Below are 25,082 nucleotides of genomic sequence, written 5' to 3' on the forward strand. Positions count from 1 at the left end.
GTGACCCGGCTCGCCGAAATCGTTGCGGTCCTGCACACTTTCCTGCGTGGAGGCAAGCCGTCACGGGGTGCGTTCGGCTGTTGTGGTCAACCCGGCGAAGCTGGGTGACTCGGCCGATCTGCGCGCCGTCGTGAGCAAGGCCCTGAAGAAGGCGGGCTGGCCGGAACCCGAGTGGTACGAGACGACCGTGGAGGATCCCGGCCGCGGTCAGAGCCGGGCCGCGGTCGAGGCCGGTGCGGAGGTGGTGTTCGCCTGCGGCGGTGACGGCACGATCATGGCCTGCGCCTCGGGGCTCGTCGGCACCGACGCCGCCCTGGCCGTGCTGCCCAGCGGCACCGGCAACCTGCTGGCCGCCAACCTCGGGTTGTCGACCGACCTCGCGGCCGGCATCGCGGTGGCGGTCGAGGGCGGTCGGCGCCGGCTCGACCTCGGGCTGGTCAAGGGGCGCGACGAGAAGCGCTACTTCACGGTGATGGCCGGCATGGGGTTCGACGCGCAGATGCTCGAGTCGACGTCCGAGGTCACCAAGGCCCGGATCGGATGGCTGGCCTACCTGTTCGGCGGGCTCAAGCACCTGCGCGACCGGCCGATGCGGATCTCCGTGCGGATCGACGACCGGCCGCCGATCCGGCGGCGGGCCCGCTCCGCGCTGGTCGCCAACGTCGGGCGGCTGCAGGGTGGCGTGCGGCTGTTCAAGGAGGCCGAGCCCGACGACGGCTGGCTCGACATCGCGATCCTGACACCGCAGACCGTCCGGCACTGGGCGGCCCTGGGCTGGGCCGTCCTGCGGCGGCGCGGCCGGGTGCCGCGGATGGAGACCTACCGCGCCCACCGGGTGCAGATCACCAGCAACCGACCGCAGCCGCGCCAGCTCGACGGCGACCTCATCCCGCCCGGCCGGGCGCTGAAGATCGAGGTGCAACCCCGCGCGATCTGGCTCTGCGTGCCGCGTCCCGACGACGCCGACGACCTTGCCTACGACGCCGACGCGGCGGCCAAGCGAGGCAGGCGCCTGGTGGGCACCGAATGAGCTCGACGCGGATCATTCCCGAGACCCGGCTGATGTCGGCCGAGCAGCTGACCGCCGACGACGCGTGGCACACCCTGCGTCGGCACGGCGGCTGGCAATTGCTGCGCGACGCCTTCGTGCGGCTGCGCTACGGCGACGGCTTCAGCCACGCCCGGGCCTTCGCGTTTCAGCTCTGCCTCGCCGTCGTGCCGTTCCTGATCGCGCTCACCGGGCTCACCACCGACCTCGGCGTCGAGGCCGGCGGGCGGGTCGTCGCCGACACCGTGATCGCGCTGACCCCGGGCGCCAGCGTCGACGTCGTGCGCGACCTGCTCACCGACAACGACCGCACGGAAGACGCCGGTGAGCTGGCGCTCGCGCTCGGCCTGATCACCGGCCTGGTCGCGCTGACCATGGCGATGTCGCAGGTGGAGCGCGGCGCCAACCGGATCTACGGTGTCGAGCGCGACCGGCCGGCCCTGCTCAAATACCTGCGCGCGGCGGTGCTCGCGATCGCCGCCGGCCTGCCGATGCTGCTCGGCTTCCTGATCCTGGTCGCCGGTGGGCCGATCGGCGAGTCGGTGCAGCGCGAGTACGGCTGGGGTGAGTGGGTGCACCACGTCTTCGACGTGGTCCGCTGGCCGCTCGGCGCCGCCCTGACCGTGTTCGCCATCGCCGTGCTCTACCGACACGCGCCGCGCCGACGCCAGCCGGGGCTGTCCTGGCTGCTCTTCGGCGCCGGCATCGCCACCGTGCTCTGGGTCGGGGCCAGCCTGCTGCTGGCCCTCTACGTGAGCCTCGCGGAGAGCTTCAACCAGACCTACGGCGCGCTGACCGGCATCATGGCGCTGCTGATCTGGGCCAACCTGACCGGCGTCGCCTTCTTCTTCGGGCTCGCCTTCACCGCCCAACTGGAAGGGCTCCGGGTCGGCGCGCCCGAGCCGGCCCAGCCCGACCGGTGGGAACCCCTGGAAGAGCGCGAGGGTGTGCGCGAGGGCGCATCCGGGTAACGAACGCCGCATGACGGACGACACCGACGGCCGCCTCGACACCGACGGCCGCGTCGACGGCGGCGCCTGCGTCGACGGCGGCGCCCGCCCTGATCGCGACGGCCGCCTCGACGGCAGTGCCCGCTCTGACGGCGGTGCCCGCTCTGACGGCGGTGCCCGCTCTGACGGCGGTGCCCGCTCTGACGGCGGTGCCCGCTCTGACGGCGGCGCTGGCACTGACCGCGACGGCCGCGTCGACGGCGACGCCCGCACTCACGGTGACGGCCACGCTCACGGTGACGGTCACGCTGACAGCGATTCCCGCACTGACCGTGGCGGCGACCCCCGTGCCGACGACGCCCGCCCTTACGGCAAGGGTCGGCCCAGCGGCGACCGCGGCCTCGGTGGCGACGCCAGCCCTGACCGCCACGGTCGCCGTGACGGCGACCAGGTCGAAGCCCGGCCGCTCGAGCATTTCACCGCGCGCAGCCTCGCGGGCCTGGCGGCCGTGGTCGCCGCCGGGATCGCCTTCGGCGTTCTGCTCGCGTTGGTGCGGTTCCGGTTCGGGCCGCTCTACGACCTCGACCACGGTGTCGCCGCGTCGGTCAACGGCTATGTCGCCGGGCACGAGGGGCTGCTCGGCCTCATCCGGTTCGTCACCGGGATCGGCGGCCCGCTCAAGGTCTGGGTGGTCGTGCTCGCCGTCGCCGTGCTGCTGATCCGGCGGCGCTTCCGGCTGGCCGTCTTCCTGGTCGTCGCGGGTCTTGGCGCGCTCGCCCTCGACCCGACGATCAAGCTGCTGGTCGGCCGCCTGCGGCCGGTGGTCGACGTGCCGGTCGCGCACGCGCCGGGTAACAGCTTCCCCAGTGGACACGCGCTCGGCTCGTTCGTGGTCTACGGCGCCCTGCTGCTGGTCTTCCTGCCCGCGGTGCCGAAGCGCTGGCGGCCCGTGGCGATCACGGGGGTGGCCACCCTCGTCCTGCTCATCGGGGTCAGCCGGATCGCGCTGGGCGTGCACTTCGTCTCCGATGTGCTCGCCGGCTGGCTGCTCGGCGCCGCTTGGCTCGGTGCGACGCTCTACGCGTTCCGCCTCTGGCGCCGGGAAGACGGCCGCCGGGCGCCGAAGATCACCGAAGGGCTCGAACCCGAGGCGGCCGGCGACCTGCAACCGGCGCCGGACGAGCGCGCCGTCCTGCCGCACCCGTGGGTCGAGACGGCCGAGGTGCTGGTGGGCTGGGTGCTCGTACTCGGAGCGCTCTTCGGATTTGGCATGTACGCCAGTTACCACGCCGACGGCACGCTCCTGGCGACGTTGGACACCGCCGTGCCGCGCTGGTTCGCCGAGCACCGCAACCCGACCCTCGACGGCTGGAGCCACTGGGCCAGCAAGGCCGGTGACACGCACACGATCCTCGCCGTGTCGCTCGTCTTCTGCACGCTGGTTCTGGCACGCTGGCGCCAATGGCGGCCGATCCTGTTCCTGACGCTGGTGATGGTCGGCGAGCTGACGCTGTTCCTCGCCTCGGCCGCGGCGGTCAACCGGCCCCGCCCCGACGTGCCGCACCTCGACCAGAACCTGCCGACTTCGTCGTTCCCCAGCGGGCACATCGCCGCGACCATCTGTCTGTGGACCACGATCGCGCTGATCGTGCTGGCCCGCACCGACCGCTGGTGGCGCTGGCTGACCGTGGTGGCCGCCGTGGTCATGCCGCTGATCGTCACCACCTCGCGGTTCTACCGCGGCATGCACCATCCCAGCGACCTGCTCGGCGCGATCCTGCTCACCGCGCTCTGGGTCGGCCTGCTCTACGTCGTGGTCAAGCCCAACGCCGAAGCGGCGGCCAGCCATGCGGATGATGACCTACAACATCAAGACCGGGGGGTACGACGGCTCGCGCGGCACCCGTCTTGACGCCATCGCGGAGGTCATCGCGACCGCCGTGCCGGATGTGGTGGCCCTGCAGGAACTGCGCGGCGACTCCGGCCCATGGCTCGCGGAGCGCCTAGGCATGCGGATGGTCCGCGCCCGATCCTCCTGGGGCCAGCCGGTCGCGGTCCTGATCACACCGGACCTGACCGTGCTCGCCGAGGGCACCGTGGCCCGCCCGTTCCACCACGCCGCCGCGCGGGTCGAGATCGCCACGCTCGGTGGCCCGCTCACCGTGATCTCCGCGCACCTGCACCCGCACTGGGGGTGGCGGCGGCTACACGAGGCCCGCTGGCTGGTGACCGCGGTCGGCAAGGCGCGGCTCGCGCTGGTGCTCGGCGACCTCAACACGCTCGACCCCTGGACCGACCACCAGGAGAAGCTGCGCGCGCTTCCGCCGACCTACCGGGTGCGGCACCTGCGCTGGCGCCCGCTCGGCCGCCGGCCGAGCGACCGCGACATCGGCACGATCGCCCGGGTCGACACCCGGGCGATCGCCGCGCTCGACGCCGCCGGCCTGGTCGACGTCTTCCGCGCCGTGGGGGAGGGCCCGGCCGAGACCGCACCGACCGCGCTCGGCGGCGCCGAGTTCTCCGGGATGCGCCTGGACTACCTGTTCGCCACCCCGGGCCTGGCCGAGCACGTGCGCTCCTGCCGGATCGTCCGGACGCCGCTCGCCGACCGGGCCAGCGACCACTACCCGGTCATCGCCGATATCGACATCTGAGCCAGCACCGAGATCCACACCCGAGCCAGCACCAGATCGACAACTGACCAGGCGCCGACGATCAACACCTGACCAGGCGCCGACGATCAACACCTGAGCCAGCACCGAGATCGACAGCTGACCCACCGACGACATTGACAGTCGCCGAAACGCGATGGCAACATGGGAGCGCTTCCAAGGATGTTCATCAATCTATGACGGCGAGGGAACCCCGTGATACGTAGCCGCCTCGGCGCCGCAACCGTCCTCGCGCTGGTCGCGGCCGGCCTGGTCGGGTCGGCGGGCAGCCCTGCGGCCGCCGCGCCCGTGGAGCACATCACCAACGGCACCTTCGAGACCGGCACCGCGCCCTGGTGGTCGACCGCCAACACCACCCTCGCGGTCCGCGACGGCCGCCTCTGCGCCGACGTCCCCGGTGGCACCGCCAACCCCTGGGACGTCGCGCTCGGCCACAACGGCATCCCGCTGGTCGACGGCGCCGCCTACACGCTCAGGTTCACCGCGACCGCGCCCGTCAGCGTGACGGCCAACGTCCAGCTCAACGAGGCTCCATACACGACAGTGCTGTCGACGGCGGTGACCGCGAACGGCACGGCGCAGACGCACACCTTCACCAGCGGCCTGACCGCCGCCGACGGCACGTTCACCCTGCAACTGGGCGGCAAGCCCGATCCATACACGTTCTGCCTCGACGACGTCAGCCTGACCAGCGACAGCGACGGCGACCCGGCACCGGAGCAGATCGAGAACGGCGACTTCGGCGACGGCACCGGCGGCTGGTACTCCTACGGCACCACGAGCACCGGGGTGGAAGACGGCCGGCTCTGTTCGGTGGTTCCCGGCGGACTGGCCAACCCCTGGGACGGCGGTGTCGGGCAGAACGACGTGCCGCTAGTCGCCGGCTCCGCGTACACGCTGAGCTTCGACGCCGCCGCCGACCCGGCCTCGACCGTGCGGGTCGCCGTGCAACTCGGCGCCGACCCCTACACCGGCTATTTCAGCCGTGACCTGGCGCTGACCGCGGCCGGCGACCACTACGAGTTCACCTTCACCGCGCCCGACGACACCTCGATCGCGCAGGTCGCGTTCCAGGTCGGCGCCAACCCGGCCGGCTACCGCTTCTGTCTCGACAACGTCTCGCTGCGCGGCGGCGAGGCCGAGCCGCCCTACGTGCCCGACACCGGTCCGCGGGTGCGGGTCAACCAGGTCGGCTACCTGCCCGACGGCCCGAAGCGCGCGACCCTGGTCACCGACGCCACCACCGCGCTGCCCTGGCAGCTCAAGAGCAGCACCGGCACCGTCGTGGCGAGCGGCACGACCACACCGCGCGGCATCGACGCGGCCTCCGGCCAGAACACCCACACCATCGACTTCACCGGGTACGCCGCACAGGCGCGCGACCTCACGCTGGTGGCCGACGGCCAGACCAGCCACCCGTTCGACGTCACCAAGGGCGTCTACGACCGGCTGCGCTCCGACTCCCTGCAGTTCTTCTACATCCAGCGCAGTGGCATCGCGATCGACGGCGACCTGGTCGGCGCCGAGTACGCCCGCCCGGCCGGCCACCTCGGCGTCGCACCCAACCAGGGCGACACCGACGTGCCCTGCCAGGCCGGCGTCTGCGACTACCGGCTGGACGCCCGCGGCGGCTGGTACGACGCCGGCGACCACGGCAAGTACGTGGTCAACGGCGGCATCGCCACGGCCCAGTTGCTGAGCGCCTACGAGCGCACCAAGACCGCACCGACCGCGGGCTTCGGCGCGGCCCTCGGCGACAGCACGCTGCGGGTGCCCGAGCGCGGCAACGCCGTGCCCGACATCCTCGACGAGGCCCGCTGGGAGCTCGACTGGATGCTGCGCATGCAGGTACCGGCCGGGCAGCCGCTGGCCGGCATGGTGCACCACAAGCTGCACGACCAGAACTGGACGGGCCTGCCGCTGGCGCCGACCGCCGACCCGCAGCCGCGCGAGTTGCACCCGCCGTCGACGGCCGCCACGCTCAACCTCGCGGCCACCGCGGCACAGGGCGCCCGGCTCTGGGCACCCTACGACCCGGCGTTCGCCACCCGGGCGCTCACCGCCGCCAAGACGGCCTACGCCGCGGCCAAGGCCCACCCGGCGCTCTACGCCAGCGGCGCCGACGGCAACGGCGGCGGCGCATACAGCGACAACGACGTCACCGACGAGTTCTACTGGGCCGCGGCGGAGCTCTACCTGACCACCGGTGCGGCGACCTACCGCACCGACCTGACCGCCTCGCCGCACCACACCGGCGACGTCTTCGCCGCGACCGGCTTCTCCTGGGGCAGCACCGCCGCCCTCGGCCGCCTCGACCTGGCAACCGTCCCCAATGGACTGCCGGCCGCCGACCGCAACCGGGTCCGCCAGTCCGTCCTGGAAGCCGCCGACGCCTATCTGAGCACGGCCGGCGGCCAGGCCTACGGGCTGCCAATGCCCGGCACGCCCGGCTCCTACTTCTGGGGCGGCAACAGCAACATCATCAACAACGCGGTGGTGCTGGCGACCGCCTACGACCTGTCCGGCCGGGCCGCCTACCGGACCGGCGCGATCGAGGCGATGGACTACATCTTCGGCCGTAACGCACTCAACCAGTCCTATGTGACCGGTTGGGGTGAGCACGCGTCGGAGAACCAGCACACCCGGATCTACGCGCACCAGCTCGACCCGGCACTGCCGCACCCGCCGGCCGGCTCGATCGCCGGCGGCGCCAACGCCGGTCTCGACGACCCGTTCGCCAAGCAACTGCTCGACGGGTGCCGGCCGATGTTCTGCTACGTCGACGACATCAACTCCTACGCCACCAACGAGGTCGCCATCAACTGGAACTCGGCGCTGGCCTGGATCTCGTCGTTCCTCGCCGACCAGGGCGCGGCGCCGGCACCGGCGATCAGCTGCAAGGTGGTTTACACCGACTACGGCACCTGGCAGGGCGGCAAGGGCTTCACCGGCCAGCTCGACATCACCAACACCGGCACGGCACCGGTCAACGGCTGGACCGCGCGGTTCGCGTTCACCGGCGACCAGAAGCTGCGCGAGGCCTGGCTGGCCCAGGCGAGCCAGACCGGCGCGGTGCTGACCGCGCGCAACGAGTCCTCCAACGCCCGCATCCAGCCCGGTGCCACCGTCATGTTCGGCTTCAACGCCACCCAGTCGTCCTCCTACGCCAACCCCGCGCCGGGCCTGGTGACCGTCAACGGAAGCCGGTGCTCGTCATGAGGAAGGTCGCGGTCGTGACGGCGACCGCACTCCTCGGCGCGAGCCTCGCCGCCGCGGTGGGCACCGCCGCCGCGGCGGCGGGGTGCCGGGTCGACTACGCGGTGAGCGACCAGTGGCAGGGCGGCTTCGGCGCGAGCGTGACCGTGACCAACCTCGGCGACCCGATCACCGGGTGGACGCTGACCTGGAGCTACGGCGCGGGCCAGACCGTGACCCAGGCGTGGAACGCGACGGTGACCCAGGCCGGCGCCGCGGTCACGGCGCGCGACGCCGGCTACAACGCGGCCCTGCCGACCAACGGCACCGCCACCTTCGGCTTCAACGGCGCCTGGACGACCAGCAACCCGGCTCCGCAGTCGTTCACCCTCAACGGAACGGCCTGCACGGGCACCAGCACGCCGAGCGACCCACCGCCGACCACGCCACCGCCGACCACGCCGCCGCCGACGACCCCGCCGGCCGGCGCGAAGCAGGTCGAAGACCTGGACCGCGGCGCGATCAGCGTCCACTCCGGCACCGGCAACCTGGTCTCCTGGCGGCTACTCGGCACCGAGGCCACCGACACCGGCTTCCACGTCTACCGCGGCGGCACGAGGCTGACCAGCACCCCGATCACTGCCTCCACCAACTACCTCGACGCCGGCGCGCCCGCCGACGCCACGTACACCATCCGTGCCGTCACCGGTGGCGTGGAACAACCGGCCGGCCCGGCCGCCCTGCGCTTCGCCAACGGCTATCTCGACGTACCGTTGCAGCGCCCGCCCGGCGGCACCACCCCGACCGGCGAGGCGTTCACCTACAGCGCCAACGACGCCTCGGTGGGCGACCTCGACGGCGACGGTGACTACGAGATCGTGCTCAAGTGGGACCCGTCCAACAGCAAGGACAACTCGCAGTCCGGCTACACCGGCCCGGTCCTGGTCGACGCCTACCGGCTCGACGGCACCCGGCTTTGGCGGATCGACCTCGGCCGCAACATCCGTGCCGGCGCGCATTACACCCAGTTCCAGGTGTACGACTACGACGGCGACGGTGCCGCCGAGATCGCCATGAAGACGGCCGACGGGAGCCGCGACGGCACCGGCCAGGTGATCGGCAACGCGTCGGCCGACTACCGCAACAGCGGCGGCTACGTGCTCAGCGGGCCGGAGTTCCTCACCATGTTCGACGGCCGCACGGGAGCGGCGCGCAGCACGATCGACTACGTGCCGGCGAGAGGCACCGTGTCGAGCTGGGGTGACAGCTACGGCAACCGGGTCGACCGGTTCCTCGCCGGCACCGCCTACCTCGACGGCACCCGGCCGAGCCTGATCGTCTCCCGCGGCTACTACACGCGCACCGTCATCGTCGCCTACGACTTCCGCGACGGCACCCTGCGCCGCCGCTGGACGTTCGACTCCAACAGCGCCGGCTCGGCCTACGCCGGCCAGGGCAACCACGGCCTCACCGTCGGCGACGTCGACCGCGACGGGCGCGACGAGGTGGTCTTCGGCGCGATGGCCGTCGACGACAACGGCGCTCCACTGTGGAACACCGGTAACAACCACGGCGACGCGGCCCACCTCGGCGACCTCGACCCGGCCCGACCGGGCCTGGAGTATTTCAAGGTCTCCGAGGACGGCAGCAAGCCCGCGTCGTGGTTCGCCGACGCGCGCACCGGCCAGGTGCTCTGGTCGACCGCCCCGGCCGGCGACAACGGCCGCGGCGTGGCCGCCGACGTCTACGCCGGCAGCCCGGGCGCCGAGTCGTGGTCGGCCGCCGTCGACGGGCTGCGCTCGACCAGCGGCGCCAACCTCGGCCGCAAGCCGTCGTCGACCAACTTCGTCATCTGGTGGGACGGCGACCCGGTGCGCGAGCTGCTCGACCAGACCCGGATCGACAAGTACGGCACCGGCGGCGACACCCGCCTGCTCACCGGCTCCGGGGTGGCCGCCAACAACGGCACCAAGGCCACCCCGGCCCTGGCCGGCGACATCCTCGGCGACTGGCGCGAGGAGGTGATCTGGCGGACCAGCGAGAGCACGGCGCTACGGATCTACGCGACACCGACGCCGACCGACCGCCGCATCCACACGCTGGCACACGACCCGCAGTATCGGGTCGCGCTGGCCTGGCAGAACACCGCGTACAACCAGCCACCGCATCCCAGCTTCTTCATCGGAAACGGGATGGCGGCGCCGCCGCGGCCCAACGTCTACACCCGCTGATCGACCAGCGTCCGCACCAGCTCGAAGGAACGGATCCGGTCCTCCACGTCGTACACCATCGTGGTGAGCATCAGCTCGTTGGCCTGGGTGGCCTCAAGCAGGGCGCCGAGCTGTCCGGCCACCGTCGACGGCGAGCCGACCGCCTGCCCGACCTGGCGGTCGGCCATGAACGCCCGCTCCACGTCGCTGAGCGGGTAGGCGGCCGCCTCCTCGGGCGTGGCCAGCGGCTGTGGTTTGCCCTGGCGCATCCGCAGGAACGAGAGCCCGGCCGGGCCGGTCAGGAACTGCGCGCGCTCGTCGGTGTCGGCGCAGACGGTCGACACCGCGACCATCGCGTAGGGCTCGTCGAGCCAGCGCGACGGCGTGAACCGGTCGCGGTAGAGAGCCAGCGCGGGCAGCGTGTTCTGCGCGCTGAAGTGGTGTGCGAAGGCGAACGGCAGCCCGAGCAGCCCGGCCAGTTGGGCGCTGTAGCCGCTGGACCCGAGCAGCCACACGTCGGGCGACTCGCCGGCCCCGGGCGACGCGACGATCGGGCCCGGTGTGTCACCGGTGAAGTAGTTGATCAGGCTGGCCAGCTCCTGGGGGAACTGCTCAGCCGAGAGTCCCTCGGCGGTCCTGCGCAGGGCCAGCGCGGTGGCCTGGTCGGTGCCGGGCGCCCGGCCGATGCCGAGGTCGATCCGGCCCGGGTGCAGGGCCGAGAGGGTGCCGAACTGCTCGGCGACCACCAGCGGGGCGTGGTTGGGCAGCATCACGCCGCCGGACCCGACCTTGATGGTCGACGTCGAGGCGGCGAGATGGGCCAGCAGGACGGCCGGCGCCGACGAGGCGATCGCCGGCATGTTGTGGTGCTCGGCGACCCAGAAGCGGCGGAAGCCGAGCTCCTCGGTGCGCCGGGCGAGCGCGGTGGTATGGGCGAGCGCCTCGGCCGGTGAGCCGTTGGCGGCGACGGGCGCGACATCGAGCACGGAAAGCGGAACGTCGATCACAAACCAGCTACAACGCCGGAGCCGCCGATTAGCTTCCCCCTACAGCTGCTTCAAACGCGGAATCAGCTCACTCGCGGCCCAGTCGATGAACTCCGGCTGGCTCTCGTCGCCGATCTGGAGCAGCGAGACGTGGGTGAAACCGGCGTCGGCGAACTTCTTGACCGCTTCGACGTGGGCGTCGACATCGGGACCGCAGGTGATGCCGGCTGCGACGTCTTCCTCGCGCACGAACCGCGACGCCTGCTCGAACGCGGCCGGGTTGGGCAGGTTGGAGTTCACCTTCCAACCCAGCCCGAACCATGGGAACTGCTCGTGGGCCGTCTTCCGGCAGGCCGCCTCGTCGGGACCCCAGCACATCGGCACCTGGCCGTAGCGGGGCCGCCCGGCGCCGCCCGACTCGTCGTAGAGCTTCATGAGGCGGGCCTGCGGCTCGGTCGCGATCGCGCCGTCGCCGTATTCGCCGGCCAGTGAGGCGGACTCCGGCCCGGAGAGGGCGACGGCGATCGGCACGCGCGTGTCGGGACGGTCCCAGACGTAGGCCTCCGGCACCTCGAAGTACTCGCCCGAGTAGGTGAGCGTCTCGCCGTCGAGCAGCGGCCGAATGATCTCCAGTGCCTCGGACAGCATCGCGTGCCGCTCGCGCACGTGCGGCCACGGCCCGACGACGTGCTCGTTGAGGTTCTCACCGGCGCCGACGCCGAGCGTGAACCGCCCGTCCGCCAGGATCTGCATGGTCGCCGCCTTCTGCGCCACCACGGCCGGGTGATATCGCCGGGTCGGGCAGGTGATGTAGGTCATCAGGTCGGCCCGCGAGGTCGCGTGGGCCACCGCGCCGAGCACCGCCCAGGCGTACGGCGAATGTCCCTGCGCGTCGAGCCACGGGTAGTAGTGGTCGGAGATGGTGATCTGGTCGAACCCGACCTCCTCGGCCCGGATCGCGTAGTCGACCAGATCCTTCGGCCCCGACTGCTCGCACAGCAGGGAGTAGCCCACGGCGACCATGTTTCTCCTCCTCGAGAATGTCCGCTTTCGGCCCGCATACCCTGCTTTCGCGGCCCCAACCGTCGGCCGGGCCGATATCCTCGCCCGCGTGCCCCCGCTGATCGCGGCGATCCTGCCGCCCGCCGTCGTCTCCGTCGACCGCCGCGACGACAGCGACCCGGCACCGCTGTTCCCGGCGGAGGCGCAGATCGTGGCGGCCGCGGTGGCCAGCCGCCGGCAGGAGTTCGCGACCGTGCGGCTGTGCGCCCGGGAGGCGCTGCGGTCGTTGGGTGTCGCGGCCGGCCCGCTGCTGCCCGGCCCGGGCGGCGCGCCGGCCTGGCCGCCGGGCGTGCGCGGCAGCATGACGCACTGCGCCGGCTACCGCGCCGCGGCCGTGGCCCGCGCGACCGACCTGGCCGGGCTCGGCATCGACGCGGAGCCCGACGAGCCGCTGCCGGCCGGCGTGCTCGATCTGGTCGCCGACCGCGGGGAGCGGGCCGCGCTGCCGACGGACGGGCTGTGCTGGGACCGGCTGCTCTTCTGCGCCAAGGAGGCGCTCTACAAGGCCTGGTACCCGCTGACCGGTCGCTGGCTGGGCTTCGAGGAGGCGCGGGTGGGGCTGGCTCCGGACGGCACGTTCACCGCGCGGGTGCTGGTGCAGCGCGCGCCGATCGGCGACACGGTGCGCACCGAGTTCGCCGGCCGCTGGCTCGCGGCGCCCGGCCTGCTGCTCGCCGCGGTGGCCGTGCCGACCGATTGACCGCTCCGTGCCAGCGGCCCTACTGTGAGTCGACGCCCCAGGGAGCCGGGCGGCAGCTGTGGGCAAGCTGCCAGCCCTTGTCACGTCTCCCTTGTGAAGGCAGGCTCCACATGCGACCCCGACTCCTCGCCGCCGTGACGGCGCTGTCCGCCGCCGCGCTCGCGGCCCTGTTCATCCTCACCATCGGCTCCCCGGCCCGCGCGGCCGCCGGGTTCACCGTCGCCAACGGCCGCCTCTACGACGCCAACGGCACCGAGTTCGTCATGCGTGGCATCAGCCATGCGCACACCTGGTACCCGAGCCAGACCCGGGCGTTCGCCGACATCAAGGCGACCGGGGCCAACACCGTGCGGGTCGTGCTCAGCGGCGGCCGCTGGCCGGCGAACAGCGCCGGCGACGTGTCCAATGTGATCAGCCTGTGCCGGCAGAACCGGCTGATCTGCGTGCTGGAGAACCACGACACCACCGGGTACGGCGAACAGAGCGGCGCGGTCACCCTGGCCGCGGCGGTCGACTACTGGATCAGCCTGCGCGCGGCGCTGGCCGGCCAGGAGCGCTACGTCATCATCAACCTCGGCAACGAGCCGATCGGCAACAACGCCGTCAGTCCAACCTGGACGCAGGCGACGACCGCCGCGATCCAGCGGATGCGCGACGCCGGCTTCGACCACACGCTGATGGTCGACGCGCCCAACTGGGGCCAGGACTGGCGCTTCGAGATGCGCGACAACGCCGCCGCCGTGTTCGCCGCCGACCCCGACCGCAACACGGTCTTCAGCATCCACATGTATGGCGTCTTCGACACCGCCGCCGAGATCACCGACTATCTCGGCCGGTTCCGCACCGCCGGGCTGCCGATCGTGGTCGGCGAGTTCGGCTTCAACCACTCGGACGGCAACCCCGACGAGGACACCATCATGTCGTACGCGCAGGCCAACCGGATCGGCTATCTCGGCTGGTCGTGGAGCGGCAACGGCGGCGGCGTCGAGTATCTCGACATGGTGACGAGCTTCGACCCAACTAGGCCGACGAGTTGGGGACAGCGGATCATCGACGGTGCCAACGGCATCCGGTCGACCTCGCGCGAGGCGACCGTGTTCGGCAGCGGCCCGACCGGGTCGCCGACCGTCGGGCCGACCCAGTCGCCGACCGCGCAGCCCACGACCCAGCCGCCGGCCCGCGGCTGCACCGCCGCCTACAAGGTGATCGGCCAATGGCCGGGCGGCTTCCAGGCCGAGGTCACCGTCACCGCCGGCAGCGCCCCGGTCAGCGGCTGGTCGGTCGGCTGGACCTGGGCCAACGGCCAGCAGATCACCCAGTCCTGGAACACCACGCTGACCACCTCGGGCAGCACGGTGACGGCCCGCAACGTCAGCTACAACGGCACCCTCGGTGCCGGGGCCAGCGCGACGTTCGGCTTCCTCGGTTCGTCGACGAGCAGCAACACGGCGCCGGCGCCGACCTGCACGGCCAGTTGAAGCCCAGCGCCGGGGTCGGCGTCAGTCGACCTCGGCGCTGCCGGTCACCCGGAGCTTGCGGCGGGCGCGCTCGGAGAACGTGGTGTGCCCGAGGCGGATCACCCGGGCCGCGCCGGGCACCGCGTTGATCTCCAGCTTGTCGCCCGGGCCGACGTAGGTGGCGACGCCGCCGTCGACCTCGACCGCCAGCCGGCCGCTGCGTTCGAGCACGTCGAGGCTGAGCGTCTCGTCGACGGAGAGCATCAGCGCCCGGTTGTAGGACGAGTGCGGCGACGACGGCACGACCAGCACGCCCTCGAGGTTGGGGGAGACGATCGGACCGCCGGCCGAGAACGCGTACGCCGTCGATCCGGTCGGGGTCGCCACGATCACCGCGTCGGCGGCGTACCGGACGAACGGGACGCCGAGGATGCCGACGCCGATGGCGGCGGAGCCGTCGCCGGGCACCCGTACGAGCGCGATGTCGTTGAAAGCCGTGACGTCCCGACCGTCCGGCAGCGTGGTGTGGACCGCTAGCCGCTCCTCGAGGGTGTATTTCCTGCCGTCGATCGAGGAGAGCGCCCAGGGCAGGTCTTCGACGTCGATCTCGGCGAGGTAGCCCAGCTTGCCCATGTTGACCCCGAGCACGGGAGTCTTGGTGTAGGCGGCCAGCCGCATGCTGCGCAGCATGGTGCCGTCGCCGCCGAGACTGACCAGGATGTTGGCCTTGTCGGCCAGGGTCTCGGGGTCGACCGGGATCGCGTTGCAGTCGATCCGGGCGATGTCGTCGGCCAGCCCCAGCACCGAGGCGCCGTGGCTGCCGGCCCACTGGAGGATCGTTTCCATCGCCGGGGCCGAGTCGCGCTGCGGATGCAGGACGATCCCGACGGTATGCACCATTCCCACACGGCAACTGTAGTGCGCGCGGACGGCGGAGCGCCCGGTCCGCGAGGGACCGGGCGCTCGGCCGGATCGGGTCAGCGGTGGCTGGCCGCGATCTCGTAGAGCTTCTCCGGGCTGACCGCGCCGATGAACACGCGGCCGTCGTCGGTCAGCAGCCCGGTCACGAGCCGGCTGCTGAACAGGTGACCGCTGCCCCACCCGCCACTGACCTCGGGCAGCGAGCCGAGCAGCCCACTGATCTCGGCCGGCGCCTTGTCGGTGCCCTGGTCGAGCTTGGCCATCACGACGGTGGTCCAGCCCTTCCCGATGATCGTCGGCTCGGCGCTGACCGGCGGCTTGCCCGCCCTCTCGGGCTGTGACTTCTCCAGATCCTTCAGCATCTGGTTGCCCTCGGTGACCTTGGTGCCGGCCGGCGGGTTGAAGGCGAACTGCGCGTCGTCGGGCCGGGCGAAGCTGACCATCGTGAACGCGGCCTCGAACGCCGGCTTGTCGGAGGCGGTCGGGTAGACCCGGAACCGCAGCGGCACGTGCTCGGTCGCGTCGATCGCGACGGAGATCTGCCCGACCAGCGACTCGTGGTCACGAGGGGTCAGGTTGAGCTCGTAGGCGTCGCGCCCGGCGATCTTGGTCGAGCGCCCGACGCTGACCTGGGTGCTCGGGTCGATCGCCTTGAGCGCCAGGTCGGCCGCCTCCTGCGGGGTGGCGGGGAAGCCGGCGGGCGGCGCCCCGTGGTCGCCGCTGCCTTCCTTCACCGTCGCGTGGGTGGCCTGCTTGGCCTTGCTGCTCCAGACCCAGGCGTCGGTGCCGTTGCGGATCAGGTCGGTCTGCGCGTTGGTGCCGACCAGCGAGATCCGGGCCTTGTCGGGCCCGGCGTACCAGACCCGCAGGGTGTGCTGGCCGCTGACCAGCGACACCAGGTTGTCGTCGCCGAGCATGCCGGCCATGTTGAGGATCGGCGGCAGCCCCAGGTCGGCGCGCTGCACGACGGTGCCGGAGATGCCGTCGAGGCGCGCGGTCTGCAGGTCGACCAGGAGTTGGGCGGCCGAACGGTCGGGGAGCGTCGGGTCGGCCGCGCCGGCGACGGTGGCCACCGCGGCGCCGCCACCGATCACCGCGACCGCGGCGGCCGCGGGCACCAGCCAGCGCAGCACCGGACGTTTGGTCAGAACAGACATGGGTGGTTACCTCCTGCGGAAGATGATGCCGGGTTGACGCTGTGACCCGGCTGAGAGTGCTGGGAAGCGGTGGCCCCGGGATGGCACGCTTTGCTGGTGCGGTTGCTGGTGGTCGAAGACGAGGCGCGGCTCGCGTCGGCGTTGCAGCGTGGGCTGCAGGCGGAGGGCTTCGCGGTCGACGTCGCCGGCGACGGCCCCACCGGGCTCGAGTTGGCCCGGCACGGCGAATACGACGCCATGATCCTCGATGTGATGCTGCCCGGCCTGTCGGGCTACCGGGTGGTCCGGGCCCTGCGGGCCGAGGACCGCTGGCTCCCGGTGCTGATGCTGTCGGCCAAAGACGGCGAATACGACCAGGCCGACGGGCTCGACTGCGGTGCCGACGACTACCTGACCAAGCCTTTCTCGTACGTCGTGCTGCTCGCCCGGCTGCGCGCGCTGCTGCGCCGGGGCGCGCCGGCGCGCCCGGCGGTGCTGGAGGCCGGCGACCTGTGCCTCGACCCCGCGCAGCGCACGGTGACCCGGGGCGGGGCCCCGATCGGGCTCACCGCCCGCGAGTTCGCGCTGCTCGAATACCTGATGCGGCGCACCGGCGAGGTGGTCTCCAAGACCGAGTTGCTCGACCACGTCTGGGACGCGAGCCTCGACACGGCGCCCAACGCGGTCGAGGTCTACGTCGGCTACCTGCGCCGCAAGATCGGTCGCGAGCGGCTGGAGACGGTCCGCGGCGCCGGCTACCGGCTGGCCTCGTGAACCCGGCCCGGTTCTGGCGCCGGCTGAGCCTGCGGGCCCGGCTGATGGTCGTCGGCGTCACCGGCCTCGTCGGCGGGCTGCTGGTGGGCGGCATCCTGCTGGTCTCGGTGCTCGGAAGCACGCTGCACCGCGGCGCCGAGGAAGACGCCGCCACCATCGCGTCCGGGATGGCCGACCTGATCGCCAACGACTCGCTGCCCGACCCGCTCCCGGTCTCCGGCGACGACGTACGCGCCCAGGTGATCGACGGCCAGGGCCGGGTGGTCGCCGCGTCGCTTGAGGCCGACCGGCTGGTGCCGTTCCTCTACCCCGACGAGCGGCCGGCGGCCGGCGCCACGAAGTCGTCCACCGTCTACGTCCCGGGCGACCGGATCGGCGTCAACGGCCCGGTGCAGGTGGTCGCGGTCCCGGCCGGCACCGTCGACCAGCCCCGCACGGTGCTGGTCGCCAAGTCGCTCAACGACCTGGTCCGCAGCGTCAACCTGCTCAAGGAGTCGCTGCTGATCGCCTACCCGTTGCTGGTGCTCCTGCTCGCGGCGATCGCCTGGCGGGTGATCGGCGCGACCCTGCGCCCGGTGGAGACGCTGCGGGCCGGCGCCGAGGCGATCGACGCCACGGCCGGGGCCGGCCGGCTGCCGCTGCCCGAGTCCCGCGACGAGATCCACCGGCTGGCGGTCACCCTCAACGGCATGCTGACCCGGCTGGAAGGCGCGCGGGCGCGGCAGCGGGCGTTCATCGCCGACGCGGCACACGAGTTGCGCTCGCCGCTGGCCAACCTGCGCACCCAACTCGAGGTCGCACAGCGGATCGGCGACCCGCCCGACACCGACGACCTGCTGGCCGACGTCGGGCGGCTCGGCCGGTTGGTCGACGACCTGCTGCTGCTGGCCCGCGCCGACGACATGGCCGGGCGCCCCGACCCGGTGACCGGGCCGGTCGACGTCGGCGCGCTGCTCGCGGCGGTTGCCTCCCGCTACCCGGCCACGGTCGTGCTCCGGCCGAGCGAGGCCGCCCTCTGGACGGTGGGCGACGAGTCGGCGCTCGACCGGGTGGTGGCCAACCTGCTCGACAACGCGGTGCGGCACGCACAGAGCCGGGTCGAGTTGACCGCGACGGCCGTGTCCCGCGGCTGGGTGGAGATCACCGTGACCGACGACGGGCCGGGCGTGCCCGAGGCCGACCGTGACCGGGTGTTCGACCGGTTCACCCGCCTCGACGACGCCCGGGCCCGCGACGCCGGTGGCGCCGGCCTGGGCCTGTCGATCGTGCGGGAACTGGTGGCGCGGCACGGCGGCACGGTCGCGCTCGGCGACGCGGAGCCGGGCCTGCGGGTCGCCGTCCGGCTCCCGGCGGCCGAGCCGATGCTCGAACCGGCACCACCGCTCGAGCCCGAGCCGCCGCGCGAGCCGGCCGAGCCGCCGCGGGAGCCGGCCGCCCCGGTCGAGCCCGAGCCGCCCCGCGAGCCGGCCGAGCCGCCGCGGGAGCCGGCCGCCCCGGTCGAGCCCGAGCCCGCGCGCGAGCCGGCCGCCCCGGGCGCGGCCGCAGAGCCAGCGGTCGAGGGCCCGGCGGCGGTTCAGCCGCGGTCGGTGCAGACCGGCTTGGCGTTGCCGACGACGCCGCCGGAATACACCACGCCGACCACGAAGCAGTAGTCGCCGGTGGTGCCGAGGCCGTAGACGACGTAGTTGTCGGTGCCCGCGGGCAGCTCCTCGATCGGGCGCGGCCGCTGGCCGGTCGGGCCGGCCGAGACCACCACCGGGCCGCCGGCGCCGGCCGGATAGGTCCAGCGGAGGGTGACCTGTTCGGTGCCGTCGTCGAGGGAGACCCGGCCGGGCGGCGTGCCGGGCCGGACGGCCGGCGGAGTCAGCGGGGCCGACGACGTGGGCGGCGGCGTGAGGCTCGGGCCTGCGGTCGGCGTCGTGGTGCGCCGGGCTACCGGTGTGCCCGGGTCGATCAGCATGAAGCCGGCGATCACCGCGGCCGCGCCGAGCACCACGACCAGCAGGCCGGCGATCACCAGCGGGGCCACCCGGCGCTTCCGCCGGGGCGGCGTGTAGGGGACCGGCAGCGGCGCGACCCGCCGCTCGGGCCCGGCACCGGACTCGATCTCTCGCGGGTAGGCGGCCGGCGGCGGGGCCACCTCGGCACCGCCCGGGAGCGCGGCGGCGGGCGGCTCGGTGCCCCACGCGTCGCGTTCCCAGCCCTCGTCGGACGGCTCGGTGCCGGGGGCGGCCCAGCGCTCGTCGTCGCCGGCCCGGCCGGACCACGCCTCGTCGGCCCACTCGTCGCCTTCCCACGACTCGCTGGTCGTGCGGTCCCAGGTGGCATCGGACCCGCGCCGCCACCGCTCGTCGGCGGCGGCCGGCCCCGGCTCCGGCTCAAACTCCGGCGCGGTGCGCTCGGCCGGCCGGTCCCAGGCGGCGTCGCCGGTGTGTGCGGGCTCGGCGATGGCCGACTCCCAGCCCGTCGCGGCGGTGGCCCAGGCGGCCTGCTGCTCCGGGTCGGGCGTACGCCAGGTGTCGCGGGATTCCCGGTCGGACCAGGCCGGCGCCTCGTCGGCCGGCCACAGCGGGCGCTCGGGCGCCGTCCGCTGCGCCGGCGGTGACCAGCCCTCCTCGGGCTGCTCGGCCTCGGGCGGGTAGACCTCGGTGGCGTAGGCGTCGCGCAGGTCGGCGCCGGGCGCGAAGAGGTCGGGCGGGTGGTCGGCGGCGGCGTGCCGCGGTGTTCCTGGGCCGTCGTCGAGCGCCGAGCCGCTGTCGAAGCCGTCGCGCAGCGTCGGGGTGACCGGGCGCGGCGCGACCGGCGGCGGGGCGACCGGCACCGGCGCGACCGGCGGCGGCGCGACCGGCTCGGGGTCGACGGGCGCGACGTGCTCGGGCACCGGCGAGAACGGGCGGGCATAACCGGCCGGCGCGCTGGGGGCCCGCGGCGGCGGCGGGCCCGAGTCGCTGGCCAGCCGCACGCTGTCTTCGACCGCGCAGACATGGTCGGGGTTGGCCGCCGCCCGGGACAGCGCTGCGACCTGGGCCAGCAGCGGGTGGTCGGCCGGCAGGTGCGTGCGGCCCAGCTCCTGGGCCAGCGCGAAGTGGGCGTGCGAGTCGGCGGTGCGGCCGCAGTCGCGCTCCATCGCGCCGAGCTTGGCCAGCATCCGGATGCCGGCCGGGTGGCCGTCGCCGTAGACCTCGCGGTGCAGCTCCCAGGCGTCTTCCAGCCGGGTGCGGGCGGTGGCGCAGTCACCCCGGGCGTATTCGACGGTGGCCAGGTCGGCGTGTGCGGCCAGCACCCGGGCCGACTCGGGGCCCTCGGCCGCGGACAGCTCGAGGATCACGTCGTGGTAGAGCCGGGCCGCCCGCTCGTGTGCGCCGACCCGGTGCAGCACGGCGGCGAGCGTGGTGGCGGTGTCGGTGGTGCGCGGGTCGTGCGCACCGTAGAGCCGGGTGGTCGCCGAGTAGGCGTAGGAGGCCCAGCCCCGCGCCGCGTGCGCCTCGCCCAGGGCGAGCAGCACCTTGCCCTGCAGCGCGGCGGCCAGGGCGAGCTCGTCGGTGGCGGTGGCCGGCGAGGGGTCGGCCGTGGCCAGCGCCGCGCCGAGCAGCTCTTCCGCGCCGGCCAGGTCACCGGCGTGGATCCGGTCCTGTGCCCGCGTGGTGAGGTCACCGAGGCCGATGGACATCGCCTCATCGTGCTTGCCCGGCGACGTTCTGTACAAGAGCCAGTTGGCGGAGATATTGACCGGACACGACGTGACCTGGGCCGCCGCGCTCCGAAGTCGTCCGTTCGTGCGGATGGCGTACGCCCGATATGTCTATCGGCTTTCCTTGATCTCCCCCAGGATCGCGTCGCTGATCCGCTTCAGCTCGCCGACCTGCGCGGCGCTGAGTGGATCGAACAGATGCCGGCGTACGCCCTCGACGTGCCCGGGGGCCGCCTCCTCGAGCCGGCGGTAGCCCTCGTTGGTGAGCACCGCGACCTGGCCGCGGCGGTCGGTCGGGCAGTCCTGGCGGCGCACCCAGCCGGACTCCTCCAGCCGGGCGACCGCGTGGGACAGGCGGCTGCGCGACGAGCCGCACGCGTCGGCCAACTCGCTCATCCGCATCTGGTGGTCGGGTGCCTCGGAGAGGCGGACCAGGATCTCGTAGTAGGCGTGTGGCATCCCGGCCTCGTGCTGCAACTCGCGGTCGAGGGTGTCCATCAGCGCCCGGGTGGCGCCGAGGAACGCACGCCAGGTGGCCTGCTCCTCGTCGTCGAGCCATCGGGTCATGAGCGGCATCATACTCGCATAGTTGAACTCTCAACCAATTAGCGCTACTGTTGGGGCATGGGCATCCACCGTCTGAACCACGCGGTCCTCTTCGTCAGCGACCTCGCCCGCAGCGTCGCCTTCTACCACGACGTGCTGGGCTTCCGGCAGGTCGCGATGACGCCCGAGGGCTTCAGCGGCGCCGCGTTCCTGCAGGCGCCCGACTCGACCAACGACCACGACCTGGGCCTCTTCGAGGTGCCCGGCGCCGGCCCGTCGACGGCCGGCCGGGCCACCGCCGGCCTCTACCACCTCGCGTGGGAGGTCGACACGCTCGACGAGTTGTCCGCCACCGCCGAGCGGCTCGCCGCCGCGGGCGCGCTGGTCGGCACCAGTGACCACGGCAGCACCAAGTCGCTCTACGGCAAGGACCCCGACGGGCTCGAGTTCGAGATCGTCTGGCTGATCCCGGCCGACCGGCTCGACGACGCCGCCCTCGAGGCCCGGCGCCGGATCGGCCGGCTCGACCTGGCGGCGGAAAAGGCCCGCTACGGAGGCCAGACGCGAGGCGGTGTCGGCATCTCCGTTCCCGCGTAACGGCTTTTCCGCTAGAAAGATGGCATGAGCGGGCCGGTCGACGACGTCGTACGCGAGATCCTGGTGCGGCAACTCGACGCCTGGGGGCCCGCCGCGCTGCACCGCTCCAAGCGGGCCACCTTCGCGCAGGCCTACAGCGGCCCACCGGCCGGGCTGGCCGAGGCCGCCCTGCGCGTCTTCGACGAGTTCACCGACCTGCTGCGGGGGCGACGACTGACCGCGCCGGTCGTCTCGCCGGCGCCCGACCGGGCCGCCCTCGACGCGGTCTACCAGGAGCTCGACCGTCCGTCCGGGTTGGACATCCACGCCGTCGAGGGCGGCGTCGACACGCTGCCGGCCGTGCTCTCCGCGGCCTCGGCGGCCGGCGCGCCGCTGTTCGCGTTCCTCGACGCCGCGACCGGCCCGCCACCGTCGGCCGGCACCCTCGCCGCCGTCGCCAAGGGCAAGCCCGGCGAACTCCTGCTGGTGCTCGCGGCCGGTGCCGCTGACCACCGGACGATGCTCGGCACGGCCGGCTTCCCCCTCGTCGCCGACGTCGAACTCGTCGCCCGTGACGGCACCGCCCGGCTGGTCGCGTTCGCCACCGCCGCCGGCAAGAGCCTCGACACGTTCAAAGACGCGATGTGGGCGGTCGACGAATACGCCGGCGTCCGCTACCGCGACCCGCACGACCCGGAGGGGCACCTGCTCGACATCTCCGAGCGCCCCCACCCCGGCCCGCTGCGCCGCGAGATCCTCGCCCACCTGGCCGAGGTCGGGCCGGCGACGGTGACCGACCTGCGCCGGTTCACCGTGACCGACACCGTCTACCGCGCGGCCGACGCCAACCGAGTGCTCACCACCCTGCTGTCCGCCGGCCAGGTCACCCGCGACCCACCGGCCGGCCGCCTCGGCGGCGACGTGGTGATCACCGCCGCCTAGGGCTTGTCCCGCCGGCTTTTCCGCACGCGGGCGGTCGCCTGGTTGACCAGCAGCGACGCTCCGGTGGCGAGCACCCCGATGTTGAAGACCATCTGGAAGATGACCAGCACCCGGGCACCCTGGCCGGACGCGTGGATGTCGCCGAACCCGACGGTGAACAGGGTCGACAGGGCGAAGTAGAGGGCGTCGGTGCGGGTGTCCATCCCGACGAACTGGTCGTGGGCCGAGACCGCGAGCACGTAGTCGGCCAGCGCGAACGCGATCGCGCCCGCGACGAGGGCCACGGCGAGTCCTTCCAGCGGCAGCACGTCGCTCCTCAAGCGGCGGCGGATCTGCCAGATCACCAGCGCGACGGCGCCGCCGACGAACACCACGGCCGCGGTGATCCGCAGTGCTAGCCGCCAGTCGTGGGTGGACGCGTTGACCGGCACCACGTAGTAGAGCGCGACCAGCAGGACGACCGCTCCCAGCACACGGAACCAGGCCGCCTTGGTCATATCGGACAATCTACTAAGGGCCGGACGCACTCGCGGCGCCCTTCCGGTGTTCCCGGGAAGGGCGCCGCGAGGGGGGAGGGGTCAGCTCTTGTCCTGTTTCCAGGACAGCGGCCCCGGCAGGTCGACGCGGTGCGCGCGAGCCCGGGAGTTCCACGACCAGCGACCGATCTTGATGCTCCAGGAGCTGAAGCCGTTCTCCGTGAAGTTCAGGATGATCGGGCCGATCTTCTTCCGCTTACGGAACATCAGACCCATGATGATCAAACACCCTTCGTCTCGGCCCGCGGCGTCCGGTGCGCGCCGGGGTCGGGCAAGGATGTGCCCAGAACGGCCGTTCGCGAAACCGGCTCGGGCCGCAGTGGACGGTCCTGCTAGCGCATGATTCGGCGCCAGGCCGCCCACGACATGATCGAGCAGGCGGAGGCGGCCGACAGCAGGGTGAAGGCGCTGGCGAACGAGCCGACCGAGAAGGCCGAGAACGCCGAGCCGACGGAACCGATGCTGCCGATCGACCCGATCGAACCGATCGAGAGGATCGAACCCTTCGAGCCGATGCTGAGTACGGAGTCCTCGGAGCGGATGGAGAGCATGGTTCCTGAGTGCCCCGTACGCGCGGCGCTATTCTCGAACGGTGAGCCGCGCTCGGATCGCGCTGGTCGTCGTGACGGTCGCCATCCTCGTCGCCGCCCTGTTCGGCGGCGCCGCGGCCTGGCGAGGCTGGTTCAGCGACCCCTCCGTCCCGTCGGCGCCCGACGCGCGGGCCAGTGTGAGCGACGTGGTGACCGACCTGCGGGCGCCCTGGGGGCTGGCGTTCCGGCCCGACGGCTCGGCCCTGGTGACCGAGCGCGACAGCAAGCGGATCCTGTCGGTCCAGGGCAACACCGCGCGCCAGGTGACGGTGGTCGACGAGGCGCGCCCGTCGGGGGAGGGCGGCCTGCTCGGCATCGCCGTCGCACCGGCCGGCGACTGGGTCTACGTCTACTACACGGCGGCCGACGACAACCGGATCGCGCGGTTCCGGCCCGACCAGCCCGACGCCCGGTCGACGATCTTCACCGGCATTCCCAAGGCCGGCAACCACGACGGCGGCCGGATCGCGTTCGGTCCCGACGGGATGCTCTACGTCGGCACCGGCGACGCGGGGCAGCGCGACGCGGCGCAGGACCGCGCCAGCCTCGGCGGCAAGATCCTGAGGCTCACGCCGGACGGTGCGCCGGCGCCCGGCAACCCGTTCGGCGCCACCCCGGTCTACAGCTACGGCCACCGCAACGTGCAGGGGCTGGCCTGGGACGCGAGCGGCGCGATGTTCGCCTCGGAGTTCGGCCAGAACACCTACGACGAGCTCAACCGGATCGAGCCGGGCCACAACTACGGCTGGCCGCAGGCCGAGGGCACCTCGACCAACCCGGCCTTCACCAACCCGGTCGCCACCTGGAGAACGGCCGACGCCTCGCCGAGCGGCATCGCGGTCGGCCGCGACGGCAAGGTGTGGATGGCCTGCCTGCGCGGCGAGCGGCTCTACACGATCAACACCGACGGCAGCGGCGCACAGGCGCTGCTGCGCGGCGAGCACGGCCGGCTCCGGCACGTCGCGACGGCGCCCGACGGCTCGATGTGGGTGCTCACCTCCAACCACGACGGCCGGGGCGACCCCGCGCCGGGTGACGACCGGATCCTGCGCCTCACCACCTGACACCGGTGATTTCGCCGATGCGCGGC

21 protein-coding genes and 1 pseudogene are annotated in these 25,082 nt (G+C 72.9%); 13 read left to right on the plus strand and 9 right to left on the minus strand.

The window, feature by feature from the left end; genetic code table 11:
- The first annotated feature begins 46 nt into the window (after window positions 1-46).
- The 6 genes from AB0J74_RS16310 (at window position 47) to AB0J74_RS16335 (ending at window position 10,096) form a co-directional block, all read left to right on the plus strand.
- Window positions 47-1,030: a diacylglycerol kinase family protein gene (locus AB0J74_RS16310; protein ID WP_363448567.1), complete on the plus strand. Its 984-nt coding sequence runs from the start codon at window positions 47-49 to the stop codon at window positions 1,028-1,030.
- On the plus strand, window positions 1,027-2,019 hold the full coding sequence (locus AB0J74_RS16315; RefSeq protein ID WP_363448568.1) for a YihY/virulence factor BrkB family protein: 993 nt from the start codon (window positions 1,027-1,029) through the stop codon (window positions 2,017-2,019). Before AB0J74_RS16310 ends, AB0J74_RS16315 begins: the two co-directional genes overlap by 4 nt.
- A 10-nt stretch (window positions 2,020-2,029) precedes the next feature.
- The gene (locus AB0J74_RS16320) at window positions 2,030-3,910 is read left to right on the plus strand and encodes a phosphatase PAP2 family protein (protein WP_363448569.1); all 1,881 of its coding nucleotides are present in this window, start codon (window positions 2,030-2,032) and stop codon (window positions 3,908-3,910) included.
- The gene (locus AB0J74_RS16325) at window positions 3,846-4,652 is read left to right on the plus strand and encodes an endonuclease/exonuclease/phosphatase family protein (protein ID WP_363448570.1); all 807 of its coding nucleotides are present in this window, start codon (window positions 3,846-3,848) and stop codon (window positions 4,650-4,652) included. Before AB0J74_RS16320 ends, AB0J74_RS16325 begins: the two co-directional genes overlap by 65 nt.
- Window positions 4,653-4,865: 213 nt before the next feature.
- On the plus strand, window positions 4,866-7,889 hold the full coding sequence (locus tag AB0J74_RS16330; protein WP_363448571.1) for a glycoside hydrolase family 9 protein: 3,024 nt from the start codon (window positions 4,866-4,868) through the stop codon (window positions 7,887-7,889).
- Window positions 7,886-10,096, plus strand: a complete 2,211-nt coding sequence (locus AB0J74_RS16335) for a cellulose binding domain-containing protein (RefSeq protein ID WP_363448572.1) — start codon at window positions 7,886-7,888, stop codon at window positions 10,094-10,096. Before AB0J74_RS16330 ends, AB0J74_RS16335 begins: the two co-directional genes overlap by 4 nt.
- Here AB0J74_RS16335 and AB0J74_RS16340 read toward each other — a convergent pair.
- Together AB0J74_RS16340 and AB0J74_RS16345 are read right to left on the minus strand one after the other, a co-directional pair.
- Window positions 10,084-11,082: an LLM class flavin-dependent oxidoreductase gene (locus tag AB0J74_RS16340; protein WP_363448573.1), complete on the minus strand. Its 999-nt coding sequence runs from the start codon at window positions 11,080-11,082 to the stop codon at window positions 10,084-10,086. The genes AB0J74_RS16335 and AB0J74_RS16340 overlap by 13 nt on opposite strands.
- 39 nt (window positions 11,083-11,121) lie before the next feature.
- A complete protein-coding gene (locus AB0J74_RS16345) occupies window positions 11,122-12,084 on the minus strand; it encodes a TIGR03557 family F420-dependent LLM class oxidoreductase (RefSeq protein ID WP_363448574.1) in 963 nt (320 codons plus the stop codon).
- Window positions 12,085-12,172: 88 nt separating this feature from the next.
- On the opposite strand from AB0J74_RS16345, the gene AB0J74_RS16350 reads away from it, so the two are divergent.
- Window positions 12,173-12,823, plus strand: a complete 651-nt coding sequence (locus AB0J74_RS16350) for a 4'-phosphopantetheinyl transferase superfamily protein (RefSeq protein ID WP_363448575.1) — start codon at window positions 12,173-12,175, stop codon at window positions 12,821-12,823.
- A gap of 110 nt (window positions 12,824-12,933) precedes the next feature.
- Window positions 12,934-14,301 carry a cellulase family glycosylhydrolase gene (locus AB0J74_RS16355; protein WP_363448576.1) on the plus strand — a complete coding sequence of 456 codons (1,368 nt, stop codon included), beginning with the start codon at window positions 12,934-12,936 and terminating at the stop codon, window positions 14,299-14,301.
- A gap of 21 nt (window positions 14,302-14,322) precedes the next feature.
- Here AB0J74_RS16355 and AB0J74_RS16360 read toward each other — a convergent pair whose 3' ends face one another.
- Window positions 14,323-15,180, minus strand: coding sequence for an NAD(+)/NADH kinase (locus AB0J74_RS16360; protein WP_363448921.1), 858 nt, complete (start codon window positions 15,178-15,180; stop codon window positions 14,323-14,325).
- Window positions 15,181-15,257: 77 nt separating this feature from the next.
- Complete coding sequence (locus tag AB0J74_RS16365) at window positions 15,258-16,358, minus strand: hypothetical protein (protein ID WP_363448577.1); 1,101 nt, start codon at window positions 16,356-16,358, stop codon at window positions 15,258-15,260.
- A 96-nt stretch (window positions 16,359-16,454) separates the two neighbouring features.
- Between AB0J74_RS16365 and AB0J74_RS16370 the strand changes: the two genes are divergently transcribed.
- The gene (locus tag AB0J74_RS16370; RefSeq protein WP_363448578.1) at window positions 16,455-17,111 is read left to right on the plus strand and encodes a response regulator transcription factor; all 657 of its coding nucleotides are present in this window, start codon (window positions 16,455-16,457) and stop codon (window positions 17,109-17,111) included.
- 44 nt (window positions 17,112-17,155) lie between these two features.
- A pseudogene (locus AB0J74_RS16375) lies at window positions 17,156-18,463 on the plus strand (ATP-binding protein); the annotation flags it as partial.
- A 221-nt stretch (window positions 18,464-18,684) separates the two neighbouring features.
- Here the strand turns inward: AB0J74_RS16375 and AB0J74_RS16380 are convergent.
- Together AB0J74_RS16380 and AB0J74_RS16385 are read right to left on the minus strand one after the other, a co-directional pair.
- On the minus strand, window positions 18,685-20,781 hold the full coding sequence (locus tag AB0J74_RS16380) for a tetratricopeptide repeat protein (RefSeq protein WP_363448579.1): 2,097 nt from the start codon (window positions 20,779-20,781) through the stop codon (window positions 18,685-18,687).
- A gap of 132 nt (window positions 20,782-20,913) precedes the next feature.
- On the minus strand, window positions 20,914-21,378 hold the full coding sequence (locus AB0J74_RS16385; protein ID WP_363448923.1) for a MarR family transcriptional regulator: 465 nt from the start codon (window positions 21,376-21,378) through the stop codon (window positions 20,914-20,916).
- A 48-nt stretch (window positions 21,379-21,426) separates the two neighbouring features.
- Here AB0J74_RS16385 and AB0J74_RS16390 point away from each other — a divergent pair, with 48 nt between their 5' ends.
- Together AB0J74_RS16390 and AB0J74_RS16395 are read left to right on the plus strand one after the other, a co-directional pair.
- On the plus strand, window positions 21,427-21,945 hold the full coding sequence (locus tag AB0J74_RS16390; protein ID WP_363448580.1) for a VOC family protein: 519 nt from the start codon (window positions 21,427-21,429) through the stop codon (window positions 21,943-21,945).
- 24 nt (window positions 21,946-21,969) lie between these two features.
- Window positions 21,970-22,866, plus strand: a complete 897-nt coding sequence (locus tag AB0J74_RS16395; RefSeq protein WP_363448581.1) for a hypothetical protein — start codon at window positions 21,970-21,972, stop codon at window positions 22,864-22,866.
- Here AB0J74_RS16395 and AB0J74_RS16400 read toward each other — a convergent pair.
- The 3 genes from AB0J74_RS16400 to AB0J74_RS16410 all read right to left on the minus strand — a co-directional run bounded on the left by AB0J74_RS16400 (window position 22,863) and on the right by AB0J74_RS16410 (window position 23,953).
- Window positions 22,863-23,363, minus strand: coding sequence for a potassium channel family protein (locus AB0J74_RS16400; RefSeq protein ID WP_363448582.1), 501 nt, complete (start codon window positions 23,361-23,363; stop codon window positions 22,863-22,865). The genes AB0J74_RS16395 and AB0J74_RS16400 overlap by 4 nt on opposite strands.
- An 81-nt stretch (window positions 23,364-23,444) precedes the next feature.
- Complete coding sequence (locus AB0J74_RS16405) at window positions 23,445-23,618, minus strand: DUF4236 domain-containing protein (protein ID WP_089248056.1); 174 nt, start codon at window positions 23,616-23,618, stop codon at window positions 23,445-23,447.
- A gap of 116 nt (window positions 23,619-23,734) precedes the next feature.
- Window positions 23,735-23,953, minus strand: coding sequence for a hypothetical protein (locus AB0J74_RS16410; RefSeq protein ID WP_363448583.1), 219 nt, complete (start codon window positions 23,951-23,953; stop codon window positions 23,735-23,737).
- 41 nt (window positions 23,954-23,994) lie between these two features.
- Here AB0J74_RS16410 and AB0J74_RS16415 point away from each other — a divergent pair, with 41 nt between their 5' ends.
- The gene (locus tag AB0J74_RS16415; protein WP_363448584.1) at window positions 23,995-25,056 is read left to right on the plus strand and encodes a PQQ-dependent sugar dehydrogenase; all 1,062 of its coding nucleotides are present in this window, start codon (window positions 23,995-23,997) and stop codon (window positions 25,054-25,056) included.
- The last annotated feature ends 26 nt before the right edge of the window (window positions 25,057-25,082 follow it).

It is taken from the genome of Asanoa sp. NPDC049573 (assembly GCF_040676615.1).
Lineage (GTDB): Bacteria > Actinomycetota > Actinomycetes > Mycobacteriales > Micromonosporaceae > Asanoa.

Bases quoted from the DNA above. Each gene is read 5' to 3' on its own strand.
- AB0J74_RS16315 (WP_363448568.1), top strand. From the start codon at position 1,027: ATGAGCTCGACGCGGATCATTCCCGAGACCCGGCTGATGTCGGCCGAG.
- AB0J74_RS16320 (WP_363448569.1), top strand. From the start codon at position 2,030: ATGACGGACGACACCGACGGCCGCCTCGACACCGACGGCCGCGTCGAC.
- AB0J74_RS16325 (WP_363448570.1), top strand. From the start codon at position 3,846: ATGCGGATGATGACCTACAACATCAAGACCGGGGGGTACGACGGCTCG.
- AB0J74_RS16335 (WP_363448572.1), top strand. From the start codon at position 7,886: ATGAGGAAGGTCGCGGTCGTGACGGCGACCGCACTCCTCGGCGCGAGC.
- AB0J74_RS16345 (WP_363448574.1), bottom strand. From the start codon at position 12,084: ATGGTCGCCGTGGGCTACTCCCTGCTGTGCGAGCAGTCGGGGCCGAAG.
- AB0J74_RS16355 (WP_363448576.1), top strand. From the start codon at position 12,934: ATGCGACCCCGACTCCTCGCCGCCGTGACGGCGCTGTCCGCCGCCGCG.
- AB0J74_RS16360 (WP_363448921.1), bottom strand. From the start codon at position 15,180: ATGGTGCATACCGTCGGGATCGTCCTGCATCCGCAGCGCGACTCGGCC.
- AB0J74_RS16365 (WP_363448577.1), bottom strand. From the start codon at position 16,358: ATGTCTGTTCTGACCAAACGTCCGGTGCTGCGCTGGCTGGTGCCCGCG.
- AB0J74_RS16380 (WP_363448579.1), bottom strand. From the start codon at position 20,781: ATGTCCATCGGCCTCGGTGACCTCACCACGCGGGCACAGGACCGGATC.
- AB0J74_RS16385 (WP_363448923.1), bottom strand. From the start codon at position 21,378: ATGCCGCTCATGACCCGATGGCTCGACGACGAGGAGCAGGCCACCTGG.
- AB0J74_RS16390 (WP_363448580.1), top strand. From the start codon at position 21,427: ATGGGCATCCACCGTCTGAACCACGCGGTCCTCTTCGTCAGCGACCTC.
- AB0J74_RS16395 (WP_363448581.1), top strand. From the start codon at position 21,970: ATGAGCGGGCCGGTCGACGACGTCGTACGCGAGATCCTGGTGCGGCAA.
- AB0J74_RS16400 (WP_363448582.1), bottom strand. From the start codon at position 23,363: ATGACCAAGGCGGCCTGGTTCCGTGTGCTGGGAGCGGTCGTCCTGCTG.
- AB0J74_RS16405 (WP_089248056.1), bottom strand. From the start codon at position 23,618: ATGGGTCTGATGTTCCGTAAGCGGAAGAAGATCGGCCCGATCATCCTG.
- AB0J74_RS16410 (WP_363448583.1), bottom strand. From the start codon at position 23,953: ATGCTCTCCATCCGCTCCGAGGACTCCGTACTCAGCATCGGCTCGAAG.